We start from the raw sequence: 15,354 nt of genomic DNA, 5'->3' as shown, positions 1-15,354 counted from the left end.
CGTGATTTAGTAACGAGCAAGAAAGAACTGCTTGATCGCTGAAGTGTCGTGAGTAAGCCCTGATAATGATCTAGCGCCTGTGTTCGTAGGTAGAGATGAATAGTCATGCTTGGATTGGGTGTTTATATCTAATACTCCTTCTCTGACTGGCCCATTGTTCCGCCCTTGTTGTGATTGTAAATGTTTTGTTATCTTTAAGGGGTGGTAAATCAACATGGAATGTCTATGAAAGCACTTGAAGCGAATTTTGATGGATTGGTAGGACCGACCCATAACTACAGTGGGTTGTCATTTGGTAATGTTGCATCGGCAAAAAACCAGTCTGTCCCGTCAGAACCTAAGCAGGCTGCCAAGCAGGGGCTGGCAAAAATGAAAGCCCTGTCGGATATGGGAATGGTTCAAGGGGTGCTGGCGCCGCAGGAACGCCCGGATGTGAAGACATTGCGTCAGCTTGGCTTTACCGGAAGCGATAAAGTTGTGATTGAGCAGGCGGCGAAACAAGCCCCAAAGGTGCTGGCAGCTTGTTGCTCGGCTTCAAGTATGTGGACAGCCAATGCGGCAACGGTATCGCCATCGGCAGATACGGCTGACGGCAAAATTCATTTCACGCCTGCGAACTTGACCAACAAGTTTCATCGCTCGATTGAACACGAAGTGACCGGACGAATTCTGAAAGCGACATTTTCATCGACAGAACATTTTGTACATCATCCGGCCTTGCCGTCGGTAGAACATTTTGGTGACGAAGGTGCGGCAAATCATACTCGCTTCTGCCATCAGTATGATGAAAAGGGTATTGAATTTTTTGTCTATGGTCGCCATGCCTTTGACAGTCGCCATCCGGCTCCGACGAAATTTCCGGCTCGGCATACGCTTGAAGCCTGTGAAGCGGTAGCTCGCCTGCACCAGCTTGAGAGTGACAAGGTGGTTATTGCGCAGCAAAATCCGGCAGTGATTGATCAGGGGGTGTTTCACAACGATGTTATTGCTGTCGGCAATAAAGACATTCTATTTTGTCATGAGCAGGCATTTCACAATCAGCAGGGCGTTTATGATGAGCTGACTAAGAAGATGTCTGGTGATTTTAAGATTATCGAAGTACCTACTGGTGCAGTGTCCGTGGATGATGCCGTAACAAGCTATCTGTTCAACTCCCAGCTGCTTGCTTTGCCGTCAGGAGAAACATTACTTGTGCTTCCTGAAGAGTGTCGCAATAACACTAATGTCTGGGCTTACATTGAACAGATGCTGGCCGATAAACGTGGTATCGACAGAGTTCAGATTTTCGACCTGAAACAGAGTATGGCCAATGGCGGCGGCCCGGCCTGTTTGCGTTTGCGTGTCGTTCTGAACGAGCAGGAACAACAGGCTGTGAACCCGGCAACCTTGATGAACGAGGCGTTGTTTAATCGTCTCAACCTGTGGGTAGATACCCATTACCGGGATAGCCTGGTTGAAGCGGACTTAGCCGACCCACAGCTACTTGATGAATCTCGTACAGCCCTTGATGAGTTGACGCAAATCCTCTCTCTTGGCGCTGTTTATCCTTTCCAGCGTTAGAGCAAGCAATAAACCATAAGCGGTACACTTGTGCCGCTTTTTTTCATCGCTTTCTTGTATGCTCATGACGAGGAAATGAATGTTACTGTCTGATTATAAAAGCAATATCTTATAGTTGAGATATCTAAAATGCCAATTATCTCGCAAAATCAATCGTGTATTGCAATACCTGCCCATTTGTATTTGTAAATTGTTGATTAACAATGAGAAATAGGTTGGCACAAGATCTGAATCCATGAGCCTAGGTTATTACTTCGGAGGAAGGAAATGAAAACTAGGCTATTATTCTCTCTTTGTTTTATTTTGGCTGGGTGTGGCAGCGAATCTTCATCGTCGGCTCCCAGCACTCTACAAAGTACCCGCCTCAGTGATAACAATGCCCCTCCAAATGCACGTTTTGAGCAATACCGGATCAGCGCATTTGAACTTGATCCCGGAGAGTTCGCGTTAACGGGAGAGAGGCTATTTCTCAAAGTTTATTTGTCGTCAGGCAGTGTGCTGTATCTGGGGCAAATTGATAAGCAGAAGTCTATTCTGCTTCCTCTCTCTTTGCCGAATGATGAAGAGATGGTGAAGTTTGATCTATTCAGTGACTTTGAAGGAGATAGAAGTATTTCAAGGGAGAGGCAGTTATGAGTCGAAGTTTCATAGGCTTGTTGTTGATGGCTGTACTCGTGGTACCACAGGCGAATGCAGTTGCACTATCCGTTCAGTTGAAAGATACGATCAAGCAGGGAAGTGGAAGTATTGATTTATTCCGCGCCAAGCAGCAAAAAAATAATTTATCTGCCGCTGATCTTGAGGAAATGAGATCAGATCATGGTGGTTCTTTGGTCTTTGCCGTAGATGTCAATGAGGCCGCAAATGGCTCTGAGAAGGCCTCTTGTCAAGGTGTGGCGATTGAATCTGCGGTACTAACAATTGTTGTAGGTGGAAATAGTTTTTCATTCAGCGATTATTCAACACCAACTGAATCTATGCTGGCGAAGTTCGGTTCCACAGAACGGAAGCTTTATCATACCTTGATTGGTCAGACTGGCTCATCATTGATCACACCGAGTAGCAGCAGTGCGTTGAGTGGAAGCTCGTATGATGCGTTAATCACCATGCCGGTAAATATTGCCTTGGATAACGCAACTTCGGCAACATTAGATATTACGTTGTTGGAAACGAATACTTCTTTGGGGGATCCAGAAGCGTTTTATGATTTTACGGCAGGTTTTGAGGATCTTGCGCTCGTTAGCGCCGAAGACTCCAGCTTTCTGGCGGGTCTGGCACCCGGTCAGAGTGAGGCCCCTTTGGTGATCACTCAGGGGCAGGTATTGAACCCAATAGATTCGTGGGTCTATTTTCCTTCTTCTGTTGAATATTATATAGCTGCCTATGAGGATAACTATCCGGCAAAGAGTGACTACGACTTCAACGATCTCGTTGTTGGCTACCGGGTTGGTCTTGGCATGACAGCGGAAAAAGTGAGTTCCTTGCTAATTTATGGTTATATTATCGCCAGGGGATCGGGTTTCACTCATGATTGGTACCTACATATTGGCTTGCCCGATGAAGCATCGGGGACAGGAATGGTGAACTTGTTTCAAGCGGGATCAAGTGTACAAGAGAGCGGGTATCCAAAGTCGATTTCTCAATCAGGCAGCTTTGACCAACGTTTGCTTCAGGGGACTAAATCTTTGATGCAGGTACCGGGCCTTGAGTTTGCAAATACGGAAGCCGAAGTGTCTCTTATCCAAGGGCAAAAATTCAGTGTTTCGTTTGACTTCGATACACCATTGAACCTTGCAGATATCGCTCTTCCTCCCTATGACCCCTATCTGCATGTCACCAATACAGGCTATGAAATTCATTTGCCTGAGTACGCCTCAAGGTTGGGGAGCTCGGTCAATAATGCCGAAGGTGTTGGCGGGTTTAAAAATGAGCAGGGTTATCCATTTGTTGTGATAATTCCTGAAGACTGGGAGCCGCCGTTGGAGCATGTTGATTTAGGTGAGGCTTACAGTACTTTTCTTGGGTATGTATCAAGCTCTAGTGCCCAAAATGAGTCGTGGTATACGGTGCCTTCAGCAACCAAAATCAAAGGGATTGGTAAAGCGTTCTGGAAATGGGACTGATTCTGGCTAATAAGTGACCCTGAGTGGTCGCTTTTAGCGCTTGTTATCGCCTCATAGACTTGACCTGTTTCTCGTTGCACAGTGATAATATAACGATATATTTTAAGCAATCGACATAGCCTTAAATTGGCACTGCCGGTTGCTATCATTATTTAATGAAACTGTGCCCGCGACGGAGTCAAAATGGCAAAGCTAACGTTACAAGAGCAGATGCTAAAAGCTGGTCTTATTGATAAGAAAAAAATGAAAAAGGCCGGAAAATCTTCTAAGAAGTCCCGGACCCAAGCCAAAGAAGCAAAAGCTGCTGTTGAAGCAAACCGAGTAGCACAAACCGCTCAGGATCAAGAGTTGAACCGTCAGAAGCAGGCTGAAGCAGATAAAAAAGCGATAGCCTCACAGGTGAAACAACTGGTTGAGATGAATAAGATTGACTGTAAAGACGGTGAGATTGGCTATAACTTTACTGATGGGACTCTTGTAAAGAAAGTTTATGTCGACAAATCGATTCAGGATCAACTGGTGAAGGGGCGTTTGGCGATTGCCCGCTACCTTGATAGCTACGCGATTGTTCCAGGTGTGGTTGCTGATAAAATTAGTCAGCGCGATGAAACAACGATTATCGTGAACAATACTGCTGACGAGCAGGAAATGGATGAAGATGATCCGTACGCAGACTTCAAGATCCCTGATGATCTGATGTGGTAATTGTACAATTTTATATCGGGGTGCCGCTCGGGGCCCCGTAATTTGTTAACCTGATCTACCTTTATTTTATTCAATTTACTTTTTGGTCCGCCTGCAATCTAAGCGGCTTCCCGCCTTCTTTAAATCGCTTCTTGGATTCATTAACTAAGTGCAGCACTCTCTTAGTTAATGCTTTACAAGCATTTTTAATACCGGTTATTCCTGCAAAAATGGTAGAGCACGGTATTCCCTCTATACTTCATTCATTGTTTCGCTTTTAGCCAAGTACAAACTTTGACCTGTGAGAGTAAAATACAGGTGATTGTTTGAGCATTTGGTGTTTCCAAGGATAGGATAAGAAATAATTAATGCGAATGAATATCATTTGTAGTAGGTTGTAAATGTAATCAACGTCGTAGGAACATCAATAATGAAGACAGAAATTTCTAGTTGGTTAGCGCGAGATCCTGACCCTAAAACACGTGGTGAGTTACAACAGCTTATTGACTCAAATGCTGAGTCGGAATTGGCAGAACGTTTTTCAGGTCGATTGGCGTTTGGTACTGCTGGATTGAGGGGAATTGTGGGGGCCGGACCTAACCGAATGAACCGCCTGGTGATTCAAGAAACGGCGATGGGACTTGGTAAGTATTTGCTGGCGACAGAGCAAGATGCGGCTGAGCGAGGGGTTATTATCGGTTTTGACGGCCGCCCGGACTCGAAGCGATTTGCGCATGAAACGGCATCAGCGCTTACGGCGCAGGGTATTAAAGTCTATATGACAACCCATGTTGCCCCAACACCGATGGTTGCATTCGGGGTGAAGCACTTTGAAGCGGCAGCAGGTGTGGTCGTGACGGCGAGTCACAATCCTCCTGAATATAACGGCTTTAAAGTTTACTGGGGCAATGGTGCTCAGATTATTCCACCTCACGATTCAGGCATTGCCGCGCAGATAGATATTGCGACTCAAAGTGATATTGAGTTGCTCGAGTTGGAGCTTGCCAAGCAGCAAGGCCTGTTGTTCTGGCTAAGTGAGTCGTTCTACGACACGTATCGCCAGGCCGTCAATAATAGTAAGTTACTGTCGAATCATACTCAGCCTGAGGGGATCAGCCTTTCCTATACTGCGATGCATGGTGTTGGTGCCAATATGGCGGAAGCGCTGTTGGCCGATGCTGGTTTTACCAAGGTCTATAGTGTTGCCGAGCAGCGTGAGCCGGATGGGCGTTTTCCTACCGTGAATTTCCCGAATCCGGAAGAGCCGGGAGCGATGGACATGGTGATTGCCGAGGCAAAAAAACACAACGCGACCTTGGCATGCGCCAACGATCCGGATGCCGACCGTTTTGCGGTTGCTGCCAGAACGGAAGAGGGTGAATACCAGATGCTAACCGGCGATCAGGTTGGCGTACTGCTTGGCCATTATCTACTGACCCATGCCGAACCAGGACAAAATCTGGTTGGGGCGACAATTGTGTCTTCGAGCTTATTGAAACGGGTAGCAAAATCAGTCGAGGCCAATTACTTCCAAACCCTAACCGGGTTCAAGTGGCTCACTAATGTAGCCATGCAGCGAGAGACGGAAGAGAGCCGATTCTTGTTTGCCTACGAGGAAGCACTGGGTTATACCGTTGGTAGTGAGGTATGGGACAAAGATGGGTTATCGGCTCTGGTCGCTTTTGCCCAGCTTGCAGCTGAGCTGGCAGTTAACGGAAAGAGTGTCTGGGATCAGTTAGAAGCTATTTATCGCGAGCACGGGTTATACCTCAATGTGCAGAAGAGTATTGCTTTGCAGCCAGGATCTCCCCCTATTGGTGATAGTTTGCGGGCCTCTCCCCCGGAGACAATTGCCGGTCGCCATATTGTAGTGACCGATGATTTGAAAACATCGCAAAGGATAGCTGCTGATGGCAAGGTTGAGCCTATTGACCTGCCTTCCAGCGATGTGCTGATTTATCATCTTGATGATGATTCACGCGTTGTGGTACGCCCATCAGGTACTGAACCAAAGCTAAAATGTTATTATGAAGTGGTTGAGGCGATGAGCCACGAAGATACGCTAGAACATGCCCAGCAACGGGCTGAGGCATCGATGGAAGAGTTAATCTGCCATCATCAAAGTTCGCTGACTGGCTGATTAATTGATTGGTTCAGATTGGGTATAGATATAATAATAAAAACCGCCGAATCAGATGTTGTTCGGCGGTTTTTTGCCGTCATATAATTGTAATTAAAGTACTTATTTTTCGCTTATTTCGGCATATTTGTGCAACAATTCAGTGAGAACCTTTACCCAGCCGAAAGCATCATCCGGTGTCTTCTTCAGAATGTTTTCTACCTGCTCACAGTGCTGCTCCAGTGATACGGCCTCTTCAAGGTTGAATGACATGGCATAGAAGTGCCATAGGATCAGTCGGGTCATTCGCTCGGCATTTTGCAGTGCATTGTCAGATTCAGAGAAAGCCATTTTGACCTCGCCGAGTGCGATAGCTGTCATACGTAACATGGCATCGAACTGTGCCGACCTCATACGATCTTCGCTATCAACTTCTTCTTGTTCGAAAGTAAATAGCTCCTGTATCACATCTTCAGGAACCATACGGCCAATTACTCTCATGCTGAACTCTTCCAGCTCGTGGCGTGGCATTGTCAGCAGGCAGTCAAGTTTGTAATCGCGTTCCATTTTCTTTCTCGGCAGTAAGCTAAACAGGGCGCGTATTCTGAGCGATTTCTTCGTGAAACTCCAGATTATTTCTACTTCCTAGTAATTATGGGGCAGTTCTCTGACACTAGGATGACATCGAACTTGATTGCTTCAGGTATTGTCGCACCGAATTCATATCCGAGGACAAACAATTACCCGGTAATTGACTGTATAGAATTTAATGGCAACGTCAGATAAACAACCGCGACAAGATGCAGAGCAACAACCGTCGCCCAAGAAACCGAATCAACACGCTCAATCGACCTCTTCTGCTTCATCACCTTCTTCCGATAGATCTCCCCAAAACGCTGTACCGAAGAGAGGTCAGTGGCTCAAACGTGGTTGTTTGGTTGGTGTTCTGCTGATCAGCGCCGGTATGTTGTGGATGGGAAATTCGCTTAACCAAATGGTGGCGGAGAAATTCGAAGGGCAGTTATGGCAGTTGCCTTCGGTTGTTTATGCCCGAGAGCTGACACTTCAACCTGGTGCAATGATCCGGTATGAAGATTTGGTGAACGAGCTGGAAGTGCTGAACTATCGCAAGGTCACAAGCCCAAAGAAAAGTGGGGAATACTCAACCAGCCGGTTGAGGGTCGAGTTTATTCGTCGTCCGTTCGAATTTAGGGATGGGGAACAACCGCAGAGGCATGTGATTGTCGAATTTGATTACTCGAAGGTACGCCGGATTTCTGAAGCTGTATCGGGGCGTGAGTTGGGTATTTTCAGTGTCGAGCCAAAGTTACTCGGGATGCTGGAAACAAAGACGGATGAGCAACGAATTTATCTGCCAAAAGATGAAATGCCTAAGCCTCTGATTGATGCGCTGATTGCAACCGAAGATAGGGAGTTCTATCAGCATGACGGTATCTCTCCCTCGGCTATTGCCCGCGCATTTGTGGCGAATTTAAAAGCCGGGCGTACGGTGCAGGGCGGTAGTACGCTAACCCAGCAGTTAGCCAAGAACCTTTTTTTGACCAGTGAGCGTAGCCTGTGGCGCAAGTTCAGAGAAGCCTATATGGCGCTGATCATAGATTATCGCTATAGCAAAGAGCAGATCCTTGATGCCTACCTTAATCAGATTTACCTGGCCCAAAGTGGGGCCGATGCTGTTCATGGTTTTGCGCTGGGCTCGCGGTTTTATTTTGACTTGCCGCTCTCGGAGCTGAGAGTGGATCAGCAAGCGTTGCTGGTCGGGCTGGTGAAAGGGCCTTCCTATTATAATCCGTGGCGATACCCTGACCGTGCTAAGCGCCGACGAGATTTAGTACTGCGACTAATGGCGGAAAATGGTGTTCTCGAAGAAGCCGATTATAAATTGGCCGTTGAAAAGCCACTGGATTTGCAAGAAAAAGGGCAGATTGCCCACCGACAGCCAGCCTATTTTGGCCAGCTGCAGCGTGAACTAAAAAAACATGTCGACGATTATCAGCCCGGTCAGGGACTGCGTCTATTTACGACGCTTGATCCTGATTCGCAGGCTAAGGCAGAGCAAGCTGTTCGTCATATGATCCCCCAGTTGGAAAAGCGTGCTGGTAATGAGCTGGAAACAGCTGTTGTCATCGCAGATCGTCTTAGTGGTGAAATTCGCGCGATGGTTGGTGGAAGCCGCCCTGGCTATGATGGTTTCAATCGGGCCATAGATGCCAAGCGTCCAATCGGATCGGTTGTCAAACCCGCAATTTATCTGGCAGCCCTTGAGCAGCCAGGGCGTTTTTCGCTTGCAACCAGCCTTCAGGACCGTCCGTTAACCTTAAAAGGGCAGAATGGTGAAAACTGGTCTCCACGTAATTATGACCGTCAATACCGGGGGGCCGTGCCTTTATATCTATCACTGGCGAAATCATACAATATTCCGACTGTGAATCTTGGCATGGCGGTCGGTCTGGAGCAGGTCATCGATACGATGGAGAGATTGGGCATTGATCGGAATGAAATCCCCAAATTGCCATCGATGTTGCTCGGGGCTTTTACCCTTACCCCCGTGGAAGTAACCCAGATGTACCAGACGATTGCCAGTGGCGGTCGAAAAAGCAAGCTGACCGCGCTGAGTGCGGTTGTCGATAACAGCGGCAATGTGCTGTATCAAAGCTTGCCGAAATCATCTCAGGCCGTGTCCAGGCAAGCATCGTGGCTAACCCTCTATGGTATGCAGAAGGTGGTAACAATGGGGACAGGACGTTACTTGAATTCAATACTTCCTTCTTCACGTTTGGCCGGTAAAACGGGCACGTCTGACAAGGGGCGCGATAGCTGGTATGTCGGTGTGGATGGTAGAGAAGTTGTCACTGTCTGGATGGGACGAGATGACAATAAAAGTGCCAAGTTAACCGGATCTTCAGGTCCGCTCCGCCTGTATGCTGATTACATTCAACGACGAGATCCTGAGCCGTTGGTGCTTAGGACGCCACCGCAGGTATCAGACTTCACCTATCAGCACGGTCAAGGTGGAAGGTTGGATCAAAGCTGTCTCGGATCAACAAAGTTACCAGTGTGGGACCCGAACGGAACGCTAAAAAAGGGATGTGTGAAAAATGTGGAGCAATTTTTCAAACGCGTCTTTAATTGGTAAACAGTACGTTGAGGTAGTTTGGGTATTGGTATTCAGATAGAATGCACGGCTTGTTATTGTGCAGAAGTAGATAAATAGAGCCATGCGATTACTTAAATCAACTGTTCATCCTGATATTGAAAAGCTGGAAGGCCGTATTTTCCACCGCAAAGCGGCTCGCGGTATCATTTTGGATGGCGAGAATATCCTGATGCTCTATACCGCACGCTATCATGACTACACCCTACCCGGCGGTGGTATTGACGAGGGTGAAGATGCTATTCAAGGGTTGATCCGTGAACTTGAAGAAGAGACCGGCGCACGCAATATTCGAAATATTTCAGCATTTGGCCTATACGAAGAATATCGCCCTTGGTATAAGCCTGATTTTGATATAATGCACATGGAGTCATATTGTTTTGTCTGTTCGATAGATGCTGAGCTGGGTGACACACAGTTTGAAGATTATGAAATCAACAATGGTATGAAACCTGTTTGGCTTAATATCTATGATGCTATTGCGCATAACGAAGAAACGATTGCCAACAGTGAAAAGAAAGGGATGTCGATTGAGCGAGAGACTTTTTTGCTAAAGCGCATTGCTGCTGAATTGCTACCTGAGCTAACTCGACAGATTGCTTAGCGTATTCTTCGCTAGATAGCTTTGAACAGAACAGGGTATTCGGCGTGTAATTTTACTTGTATGTGTCGAATACCAGCAACTTTTCCCCTTCCCTCTGAATTTCTCCCCTTTTCCCTCTCGAATGGCATTTCGCTAATTTCCCATCTGTTTCAATTGTATTGGTTCGATTTTTGAACTGGTTCAAACTTCATAAATATTGTTATTTCAAATGGAGGTGCATTTAATTATTGCCACCTAGTATGTAGCTATATGCATAATAAGTATTCTTCTGATAAAAGAGTCAGTAGGTTGGTGCGATGAGCATAGAATTTCAATCATACATTGGCAGTGTTGCGGCTCGGCTGCCCGAGCTACCTTGCCCTGTTGAAGGGCATGTCTCACTTAACACGCCGGTAGGAAGCTGTCTCGACTCGCTTGGCAACGTTTGGCTTGCCGATACGGCGCACAACCGAATACTTGTCTTTGATAGTGATCTTGACAAAGTTTTAGCCGAGTTTGGCTCAACGGGAGATGGCCCCCAACAATTCAATATGCCTTTTCGCCTGTTGGCACACCCTAATAAGAATTGGGTCTATGTGAGTGACATTGGTAATCGGCGTATCCATATTTTGCAGTACGACGACAAGCTTTCTATTCAGTCTTTCTGTTGTTTTGGGGATGAGCCTACTGTCGAGTTAAAAGGCCCCAATGGTATCGCCCTCTATCAAGGAGAGCTTTGCGTGGCGGATGAGTTTTTCGAGGGGGAAGGCGGAGCTAGCCGGTTAGCTATCTTCTCTGAAACGGGACAATACTTGAGGTCAATTCACGAGATTGAAGGTGGTTATGAGCCTATCCACCTTTTGTGGCCTCAAGGGCTGAGTATGGATGCAGAAGGGCGTCTTTACGTTGCCAATACCGGTTTTGATACAGTAGTCCGCTGTGATTGGCATGGCAAAGGGATTCCTTTTTCCAGTAATGGTAAATGTTATATCGACGGTCTAGAGCAGGCGCGAGATGTTTCTGTTATTCAAAACCGAATTCTTATACCGGGCGCAGAGCCCAATGCTATATCGGTTTACGATATAGAAGGTGTGCAGCAAGGGACATTGGACGGCTTTGTTGCACCAATCCAGATCACCCAAATGCGTGATAAGAGCCGGTTATTGATTACCGAGCCTGTTTTAGCTTCGCTTCAAGTCCATCATATCTCTCTACCTTCTATTACAGATCAATCTGTTAGTGAAAGTACAGTGATTAAGACAATTGGAGACGATAGAGGTAGTCCAGGTCAGTTTCACTTTGTTACGGCTGTGGCTGGTGGAATAACCCCAAAAAGCCAGCAGCACCATCGGCAAAGGTTCCCGGTGATTGAAAGTTGGCTTTCTCATCAATTTTCACTTCAGGATAAATGGTTTAAAGCAATGCAGCCTGTTGGTATGCCTTCATGGTTGAGTCTGGTCGTGACAGCACAGTCTGAGTGGGTGCAACGCTGGCAGCAGACTTGGCTAAGAGTGATACTCAATGAACGGTTTGAAGATCCCAAAGCGCTGCTTTGGATGGTCGATGCCGGAAACTACCAGCTTCAGGCAAGTGATAATGGAAATGAAAACTCGGCATCCCCTGCAAGCCTTCCTATGTTGCCCGGTTCTTTGGGTATCGCAAGCTACACACCTAACTCAGCGTTACCAGATCAGATTGATCATGACATTCCAATGATTGTAGTGGGGAACTATTTAAGTGGCACTATTTCTTTACTCCAATATGACAGTCAAATTGGAGAGCTGGTGCCCTATACCTATTTTGGTGGATTGGGTGCCGAGCCTTGGCAGCTTAACAAGCCGCAAGGTATCACGATTGATCCGACTTCAAACGATATCCTAATCGCCGACTCTGGAAATCATCGAATATCTCGTTGGCATATCAATGAGGAAGGTGTAGCAGGACTGGTCGAAGTGTTCGGCAAGCTCGGAGATGCTCACGGTGAATTTCATACTCCAACCGATATTGCAGCTACGCGTGACGGCCGTTTTTATATTACAGATCAATATAATAACAGGATCGAGGTGTATGGAGATGACAATCAATGGAAATGGAGCTTCGGCCAGGAGGGATATGGTATCAACGACGATAATTTTTTACTGCCGACCAGCATCGATTATGACTCGGAGCATTTGTTTATATCCGACTTGGTAAATAGGTCGATAAAAGTATTTGATCTTCAAGGTTGTTTTGTCGATAGCTTTAGTGGTTTTGGCGCAGACCCAGAGAAAGGACAGCTGTGGATGCCCTATTTGTTGCATGTTAACAACAGCAAAGTGTACTTGCCAGATTGCGCGTTGAATCGAATTAATGTTTACCAATTTAATAAGAATAAAAAGTTAGCAGAGGTTTCATTATGAATAATGTGTTTAAGCGAGCGCAAAAAAAACGGCTAGAGCATAAGTTGAAGACTTCTGTAAATTCAATTTGTGAACAGTCCCAGCAGGATTCAGAGCTGCTGATGAGTAGGTTTGACGAGCTCGTTACCCACCTGTCAGGGAAAGAAGGTGAGGATATTCACGAGAGCAAAAGAAAGCTGCAGGAATCACATCGGCATCATCATCGATGAGGAATAGTATTATGAATAATCAGTTATCAAGTATGACTATCGCGACCCGTGTCTGGATAATCCTCGCATTATTTGCCGTAGGTTTAGTCACCAGCACACTCATTAATGCTGTGAAAACACGAGAGCATACACGAGCCAATTATGAGAGAGGTGTGGCCACACTAGTAGAGAGTGCCGTGGGTATCGTCGATCATTATTATGGATTAAGTGTGGCAGGTACGCTTACGGAAGCGCAAGCAAAACAAGGTGCATTGGAGGCGGTAGCTGCAATGCGCTTTGATAATGGTAATTATATTTTTGTCGGCAATAATCAAGGTGTTCAGCTTACCAGTGGTGTTCCGGCGCTTGTCGGCAAGAATACCATGGGTTTAGTCGACCCTAATGGTGTTGCTTTTGTCAAAGAGATGTATATCAAAGGGCGCAGTGGCGGAGGCTTTGTCGACTACGTATGGGCGAATAGTAATGACAAAGAGCAGCTTGAACCGAAAACCAGTTATGCAATTGAATTCGGGCCTTGGCAGTGGTTGGTTGGAACGGGTATGAACATGGAAGCTTTGCAGGCGGATATTCACCGCTCTGAAGTGGTCTCCATGATAAACGCAGCGGTGATCCTTGGTGTTCTCTCCTTAATCGTTATTTTCTTCATCCGGTCTATTACGTTACCGCTTAAACGTACTGTTAATGCAATGGAGGCTCTGTCTAAGGGAGAGGGAGATCTAACGCAAAGGTTAAGAGAAGAGGGCACTAGTGAACTCATTGATTTCGCCAGACACTTCAACCAGTTTGTTGGATCGATACAGAGCATTATGCAAAATATCAGTGCCGTCGGTACGCAAGTATCAGCCTCAGCACAGCAAATGTCGTTATCGATCAATACAGTCGATGACAACTTAAATCAGCAGCAGAATGACGTGGAACAACTTGCTGCGGCAATGACAGAAATGTTGGCGACAGTTGAAGAGGTAAGCAGAAGAACGGTAGAGGCCAACGATTCGAGTATTTCCGCAGCTAAAGGGACTCAGGGCAGTAAAGAGATCATCAATCACAATATCGCAGAAGCCAATTTGTTGGCAGAAGATATCGGAAAAGCCAGTGAAGTGATTGATCAGCTTGCGGCGGACAGTCGCAATGTAGATACCGTCCTCGAAGTGATTCGAGGTATAGCAGAGCAAACTAACTTATTGGCGTTAAATGCTGCGATAGAAGCTGCTCGTGCTGGTGAGGCTGGTAGAGGTTTCGCTGTCGTTGCCGATGAAGTAAGAACGCTTTCGCAGCGTACCCAGGAATCGACGCTAGAAATCCAGAATATTGTTGAGAAGCTTCAGGTGGGGGCAGAAAATGCGGTTAAGGTTATGAGTAAAGGGGCGGAAAAAGCCAATAATGCCTCGAAGATCTCAGCCTCTGCTGGCCATGCGTTGAACACCATCAATGAGGAGGTTCAAACTATCCAGGATATGAGTCAGCATATAGCGACAGCAACAGAGGAGCAAAGCCTCACCGTTAATGATATCAACCGAAATGTGGTGAGTCTCAAAGATATGTCGTTATCGGTATCTCAAGAATCGGCACAAATGGCAAGTGCCAGTGAAGAGCTTAGCCAGGTATCGGTGGAGCTAATGGGTACGATCAATCGATTTAAGCTCGGTTGAGTCGACTCAATAATAATAACGGTAGCTAAGAATTGATGACCTATAGTGATGTGATAAGAACATCAACAATAGGATAAAAAAATGCGCGTGTGTTTGAGATTTTGGTTGACCGGCTTATTGTTTTTAGGGCTAAGCACCAGTGTATTTGCTGATTGGAAGCTGGATAATAATAACTCTATCGTGAATTTTATTTCAGTAAAGAATGACTCGGTAATAGAGCAGCATCATTTTCGAAATATCAGTGGCTCGATCTCTAAGGCGGGAGAGGTGAAAGTTGTTATCGATCTTGCCAGTGTCGATACCCAGATTTCGATTCGGGATGAGCGAATGAAGAAAGAGCTGTTCGAAACTGAGGGATTTCCGTTTGCGACACTGACGGCTAAGGTTGATCCTGTCTTGATCAGTGAGTTGACACCAGGAGAAACTCAGTCTGTTGAGGTGGAATTCACCCTTGATCTTCATGGTATCAAGCAAGCCTTAGCCGCTAAGCTACAAGTTACTGGTTTGGAAAACGGTGGTCTGATGGTTTCAACAACTTGGCCAGTAGAAGTCAAGTCTATACTCTTTGGGCTGGATAAAGGGATCAAGGTTTTGAAAGAAATTGCCAAACTTAATTCAATCTTGCTTAGTGTCCCTGTCAATGCTCAACTTATCTTTGTTCAGTAGACGGGTACATGTGAGAAAAATAAAGATGGCGATATTGTGATGATAGGAACACCTGCTGGTGTTGGTAAAATTCGTCTAGGTACTGAGTTTTTCGGTTGCCTCGTTTGCGATGGGCAAGAATTAGTCAGTCAGCGTTGGTTGGCGGACTAGTGTAGTCGCTGTTATTGGTTAGCGCTTGAATATGATG

11 protein-coding genes are annotated in these 15,354 nt (G+C 46.2%); 10 read left to right on the top strand and 1 reads right to left on the bottom strand.

Annotation, left to right across the window (positions count from 1 at the left end; genetic code table 11):
• Positions 1–225: 225 nt before the first annotated feature.
• The 5 genes from astB (at position 226) to EDI28_RS10265 (ending at position 6,507) form a co-directional block, all read left to right on the top strand.
• On the top strand, positions 226–1,560 hold the full coding sequence (gene astB / locus EDI28_RS10285) for an N-succinylarginine dihydrolase (protein ID WP_128783769.1): 1,335 nt from the start codon (positions 226–228) through the stop codon (positions 1,558–1,560).
• A 267-nt stretch (positions 1,561–1,827) separates the two neighbouring features.
• Positions 1,828–2,196, top strand: a complete 369-nt coding sequence (locus tag EDI28_RS10280; RefSeq protein ID WP_128783768.1) for a hypothetical protein — start codon at positions 1,828–1,830, stop codon at positions 2,194–2,196.
• Entirely contained in the window at positions 2,193–3,683 is a 1,491-nt protein-coding gene (locus tag EDI28_RS10275) for an LruC domain-containing protein (protein ID WP_164918526.1), read from the top strand. Before EDI28_RS10280 ends, EDI28_RS10275 begins: the two co-directional genes overlap by 4 nt.
• Positions 3,684–3,866: 183 nt before the next feature.
• A complete protein-coding gene (locus tag EDI28_RS10270) occupies positions 3,867–4,388 on the top strand; it encodes a DUF2058 domain-containing protein (protein WP_128783767.1) in 522 nt (173 codons plus the stop codon).
• 409 nt (positions 4,389–4,797) lie between these two features.
• Positions 4,798–6,507 carry a phospho-sugar mutase gene (locus tag EDI28_RS10265; RefSeq protein ID WP_128783766.1) on the top strand — a complete coding sequence of 570 codons (1,710 nt, stop codon included), beginning with the start codon at positions 4,798–4,800 and terminating at the stop codon, positions 6,505–6,507.
• A gap of 102 nt (positions 6,508–6,609) precedes the next feature.
• Here the strand turns inward: EDI28_RS10265 and EDI28_RS10260 are convergent, their stop codons facing one another.
• Positions 6,610–7,053, bottom strand: coding sequence for an exoribonuclease R (locus tag EDI28_RS10260; protein WP_128783765.1), 444 nt, complete (start codon positions 7,051–7,053; stop codon positions 6,610–6,612).
• Between the two features lie 202 nt (positions 7,054–7,255).
• Between EDI28_RS10260 and mrcB the strand changes: the two genes are divergently transcribed.
• The 5 genes from mrcB (at position 7,256) to EDI28_RS10235 (ending at position 15,167) form a co-directional block, all read left to right on the top strand.
• Positions 7,256–9,643, top strand: a complete 2,388-nt coding sequence (gene mrcB, locus EDI28_RS10255) for a penicillin-binding protein 1B (RefSeq protein ID WP_128783764.1) — start codon at positions 7,256–7,258, stop codon at positions 9,641–9,643.
• Positions 9,644–9,725: 82 nt separating this feature from the next.
• The gene (locus tag EDI28_RS10250; protein WP_128783763.1) at positions 9,726–10,265 is read left to right on the top strand and encodes an NUDIX domain-containing protein; all 540 of its coding nucleotides are present in this window, start codon (positions 9,726–9,728) and stop codon (positions 10,263–10,265) included.
• Positions 10,266–10,561: 296 nt separating this feature from the next.
• The gene (locus EDI28_RS10245) at positions 10,562–12,643 is read left to right on the top strand and encodes an NHL repeat-containing protein (protein ID WP_128783762.1); all 2,082 of its coding nucleotides are present in this window, start codon (positions 10,562–10,564) and stop codon (positions 12,641–12,643) included.
• A 220-nt stretch (positions 12,644–12,863) separates the two neighbouring features.
• On the top strand, positions 12,864–14,501 hold the full coding sequence (locus EDI28_RS10240) for a methyl-accepting chemotaxis protein (RefSeq protein ID WP_199287403.1): 1,638 nt from the start codon (positions 12,864–12,866) through the stop codon (positions 14,499–14,501).
• Between the two features lie 93 nt (positions 14,502–14,594).
• Positions 14,595–15,167 (top strand): YceI family protein, encoded by a 573-nt coding sequence (locus tag EDI28_RS10235; RefSeq protein WP_438942786.1) that lies wholly within the window; start codon positions 14,595–14,597, stop codon positions 15,165–15,167.
• Positions 15,168–15,354 lie beyond the last annotated feature (187 nt).

It is taken from the genome of Photobacterium chitinilyticum, from assembly GCF_004104355.1.
GTDB lineage: Bacteria > Pseudomonadota > Gammaproteobacteria > Enterobacterales > Vibrionaceae > Photobacterium > Photobacterium chitinilyticum.
The sequence above is the reverse complement of the archived record's forward strand: the minus strand, read 5'-3'. Positions and strand labels throughout refer to the sequence as shown.

Excerpts from the sequence above, each read along its gene's own strand:
- EDI28_RS10245 (WP_128783762.1), top strand. The coding sequence starts at position 10,562 with ATGAGCATAGAATTTCAATCATACATTGGCAGTGTTGCGGCTCGGCTG.
- mrcB (WP_128783764.1), top strand. The coding sequence starts at position 7,256 with ATGGCAACGTCAGATAAACAACCGCGACAAGATGCAGAGCAACAACCG.
- EDI28_RS10260 (WP_128783765.1), bottom strand. The coding sequence starts at position 7,053 with ATGGAACGCGATTACAAACTTGACTGCCTGCTGACAATGCCACGCCAC.
- EDI28_RS10250 (WP_128783763.1), top strand. The coding sequence starts at position 9,726 with ATGCGATTACTTAAATCAACTGTTCATCCTGATATTGAAAAGCTGGAA.
- EDI28_RS10275 (WP_164918526.1), top strand. The coding sequence starts at position 2,193 with ATGAGTCGAAGTTTCATAGGCTTGTTGTTGATGGCTGTACTCGTGGTA.
- EDI28_RS10265 (WP_128783766.1), top strand. The coding sequence starts at position 4,798 with ATGAAGACAGAAATTTCTAGTTGGTTAGCGCGAGATCCTGACCCTAAA.
- astB (WP_128783769.1), top strand. The coding sequence starts at position 226 with ATGAAAGCACTTGAAGCGAATTTTGATGGATTGGTAGGACCGACCCAT.
- EDI28_RS10280 (WP_128783768.1), top strand. The coding sequence starts at position 1,828 with ATGAAAACTAGGCTATTATTCTCTCTTTGTTTTATTTTGGCTGGGTGT.
- EDI28_RS10270 (WP_128783767.1), top strand. The coding sequence starts at position 3,867 with ATGGCAAAGCTAACGTTACAAGAGCAGATGCTAAAAGCTGGTCTTATT.
- EDI28_RS10240 (WP_199287403.1), top strand. The coding sequence starts at position 12,864 with ATGAATAATCAGTTATCAAGTATGACTATCGCGACCCGTGTCTGGATA.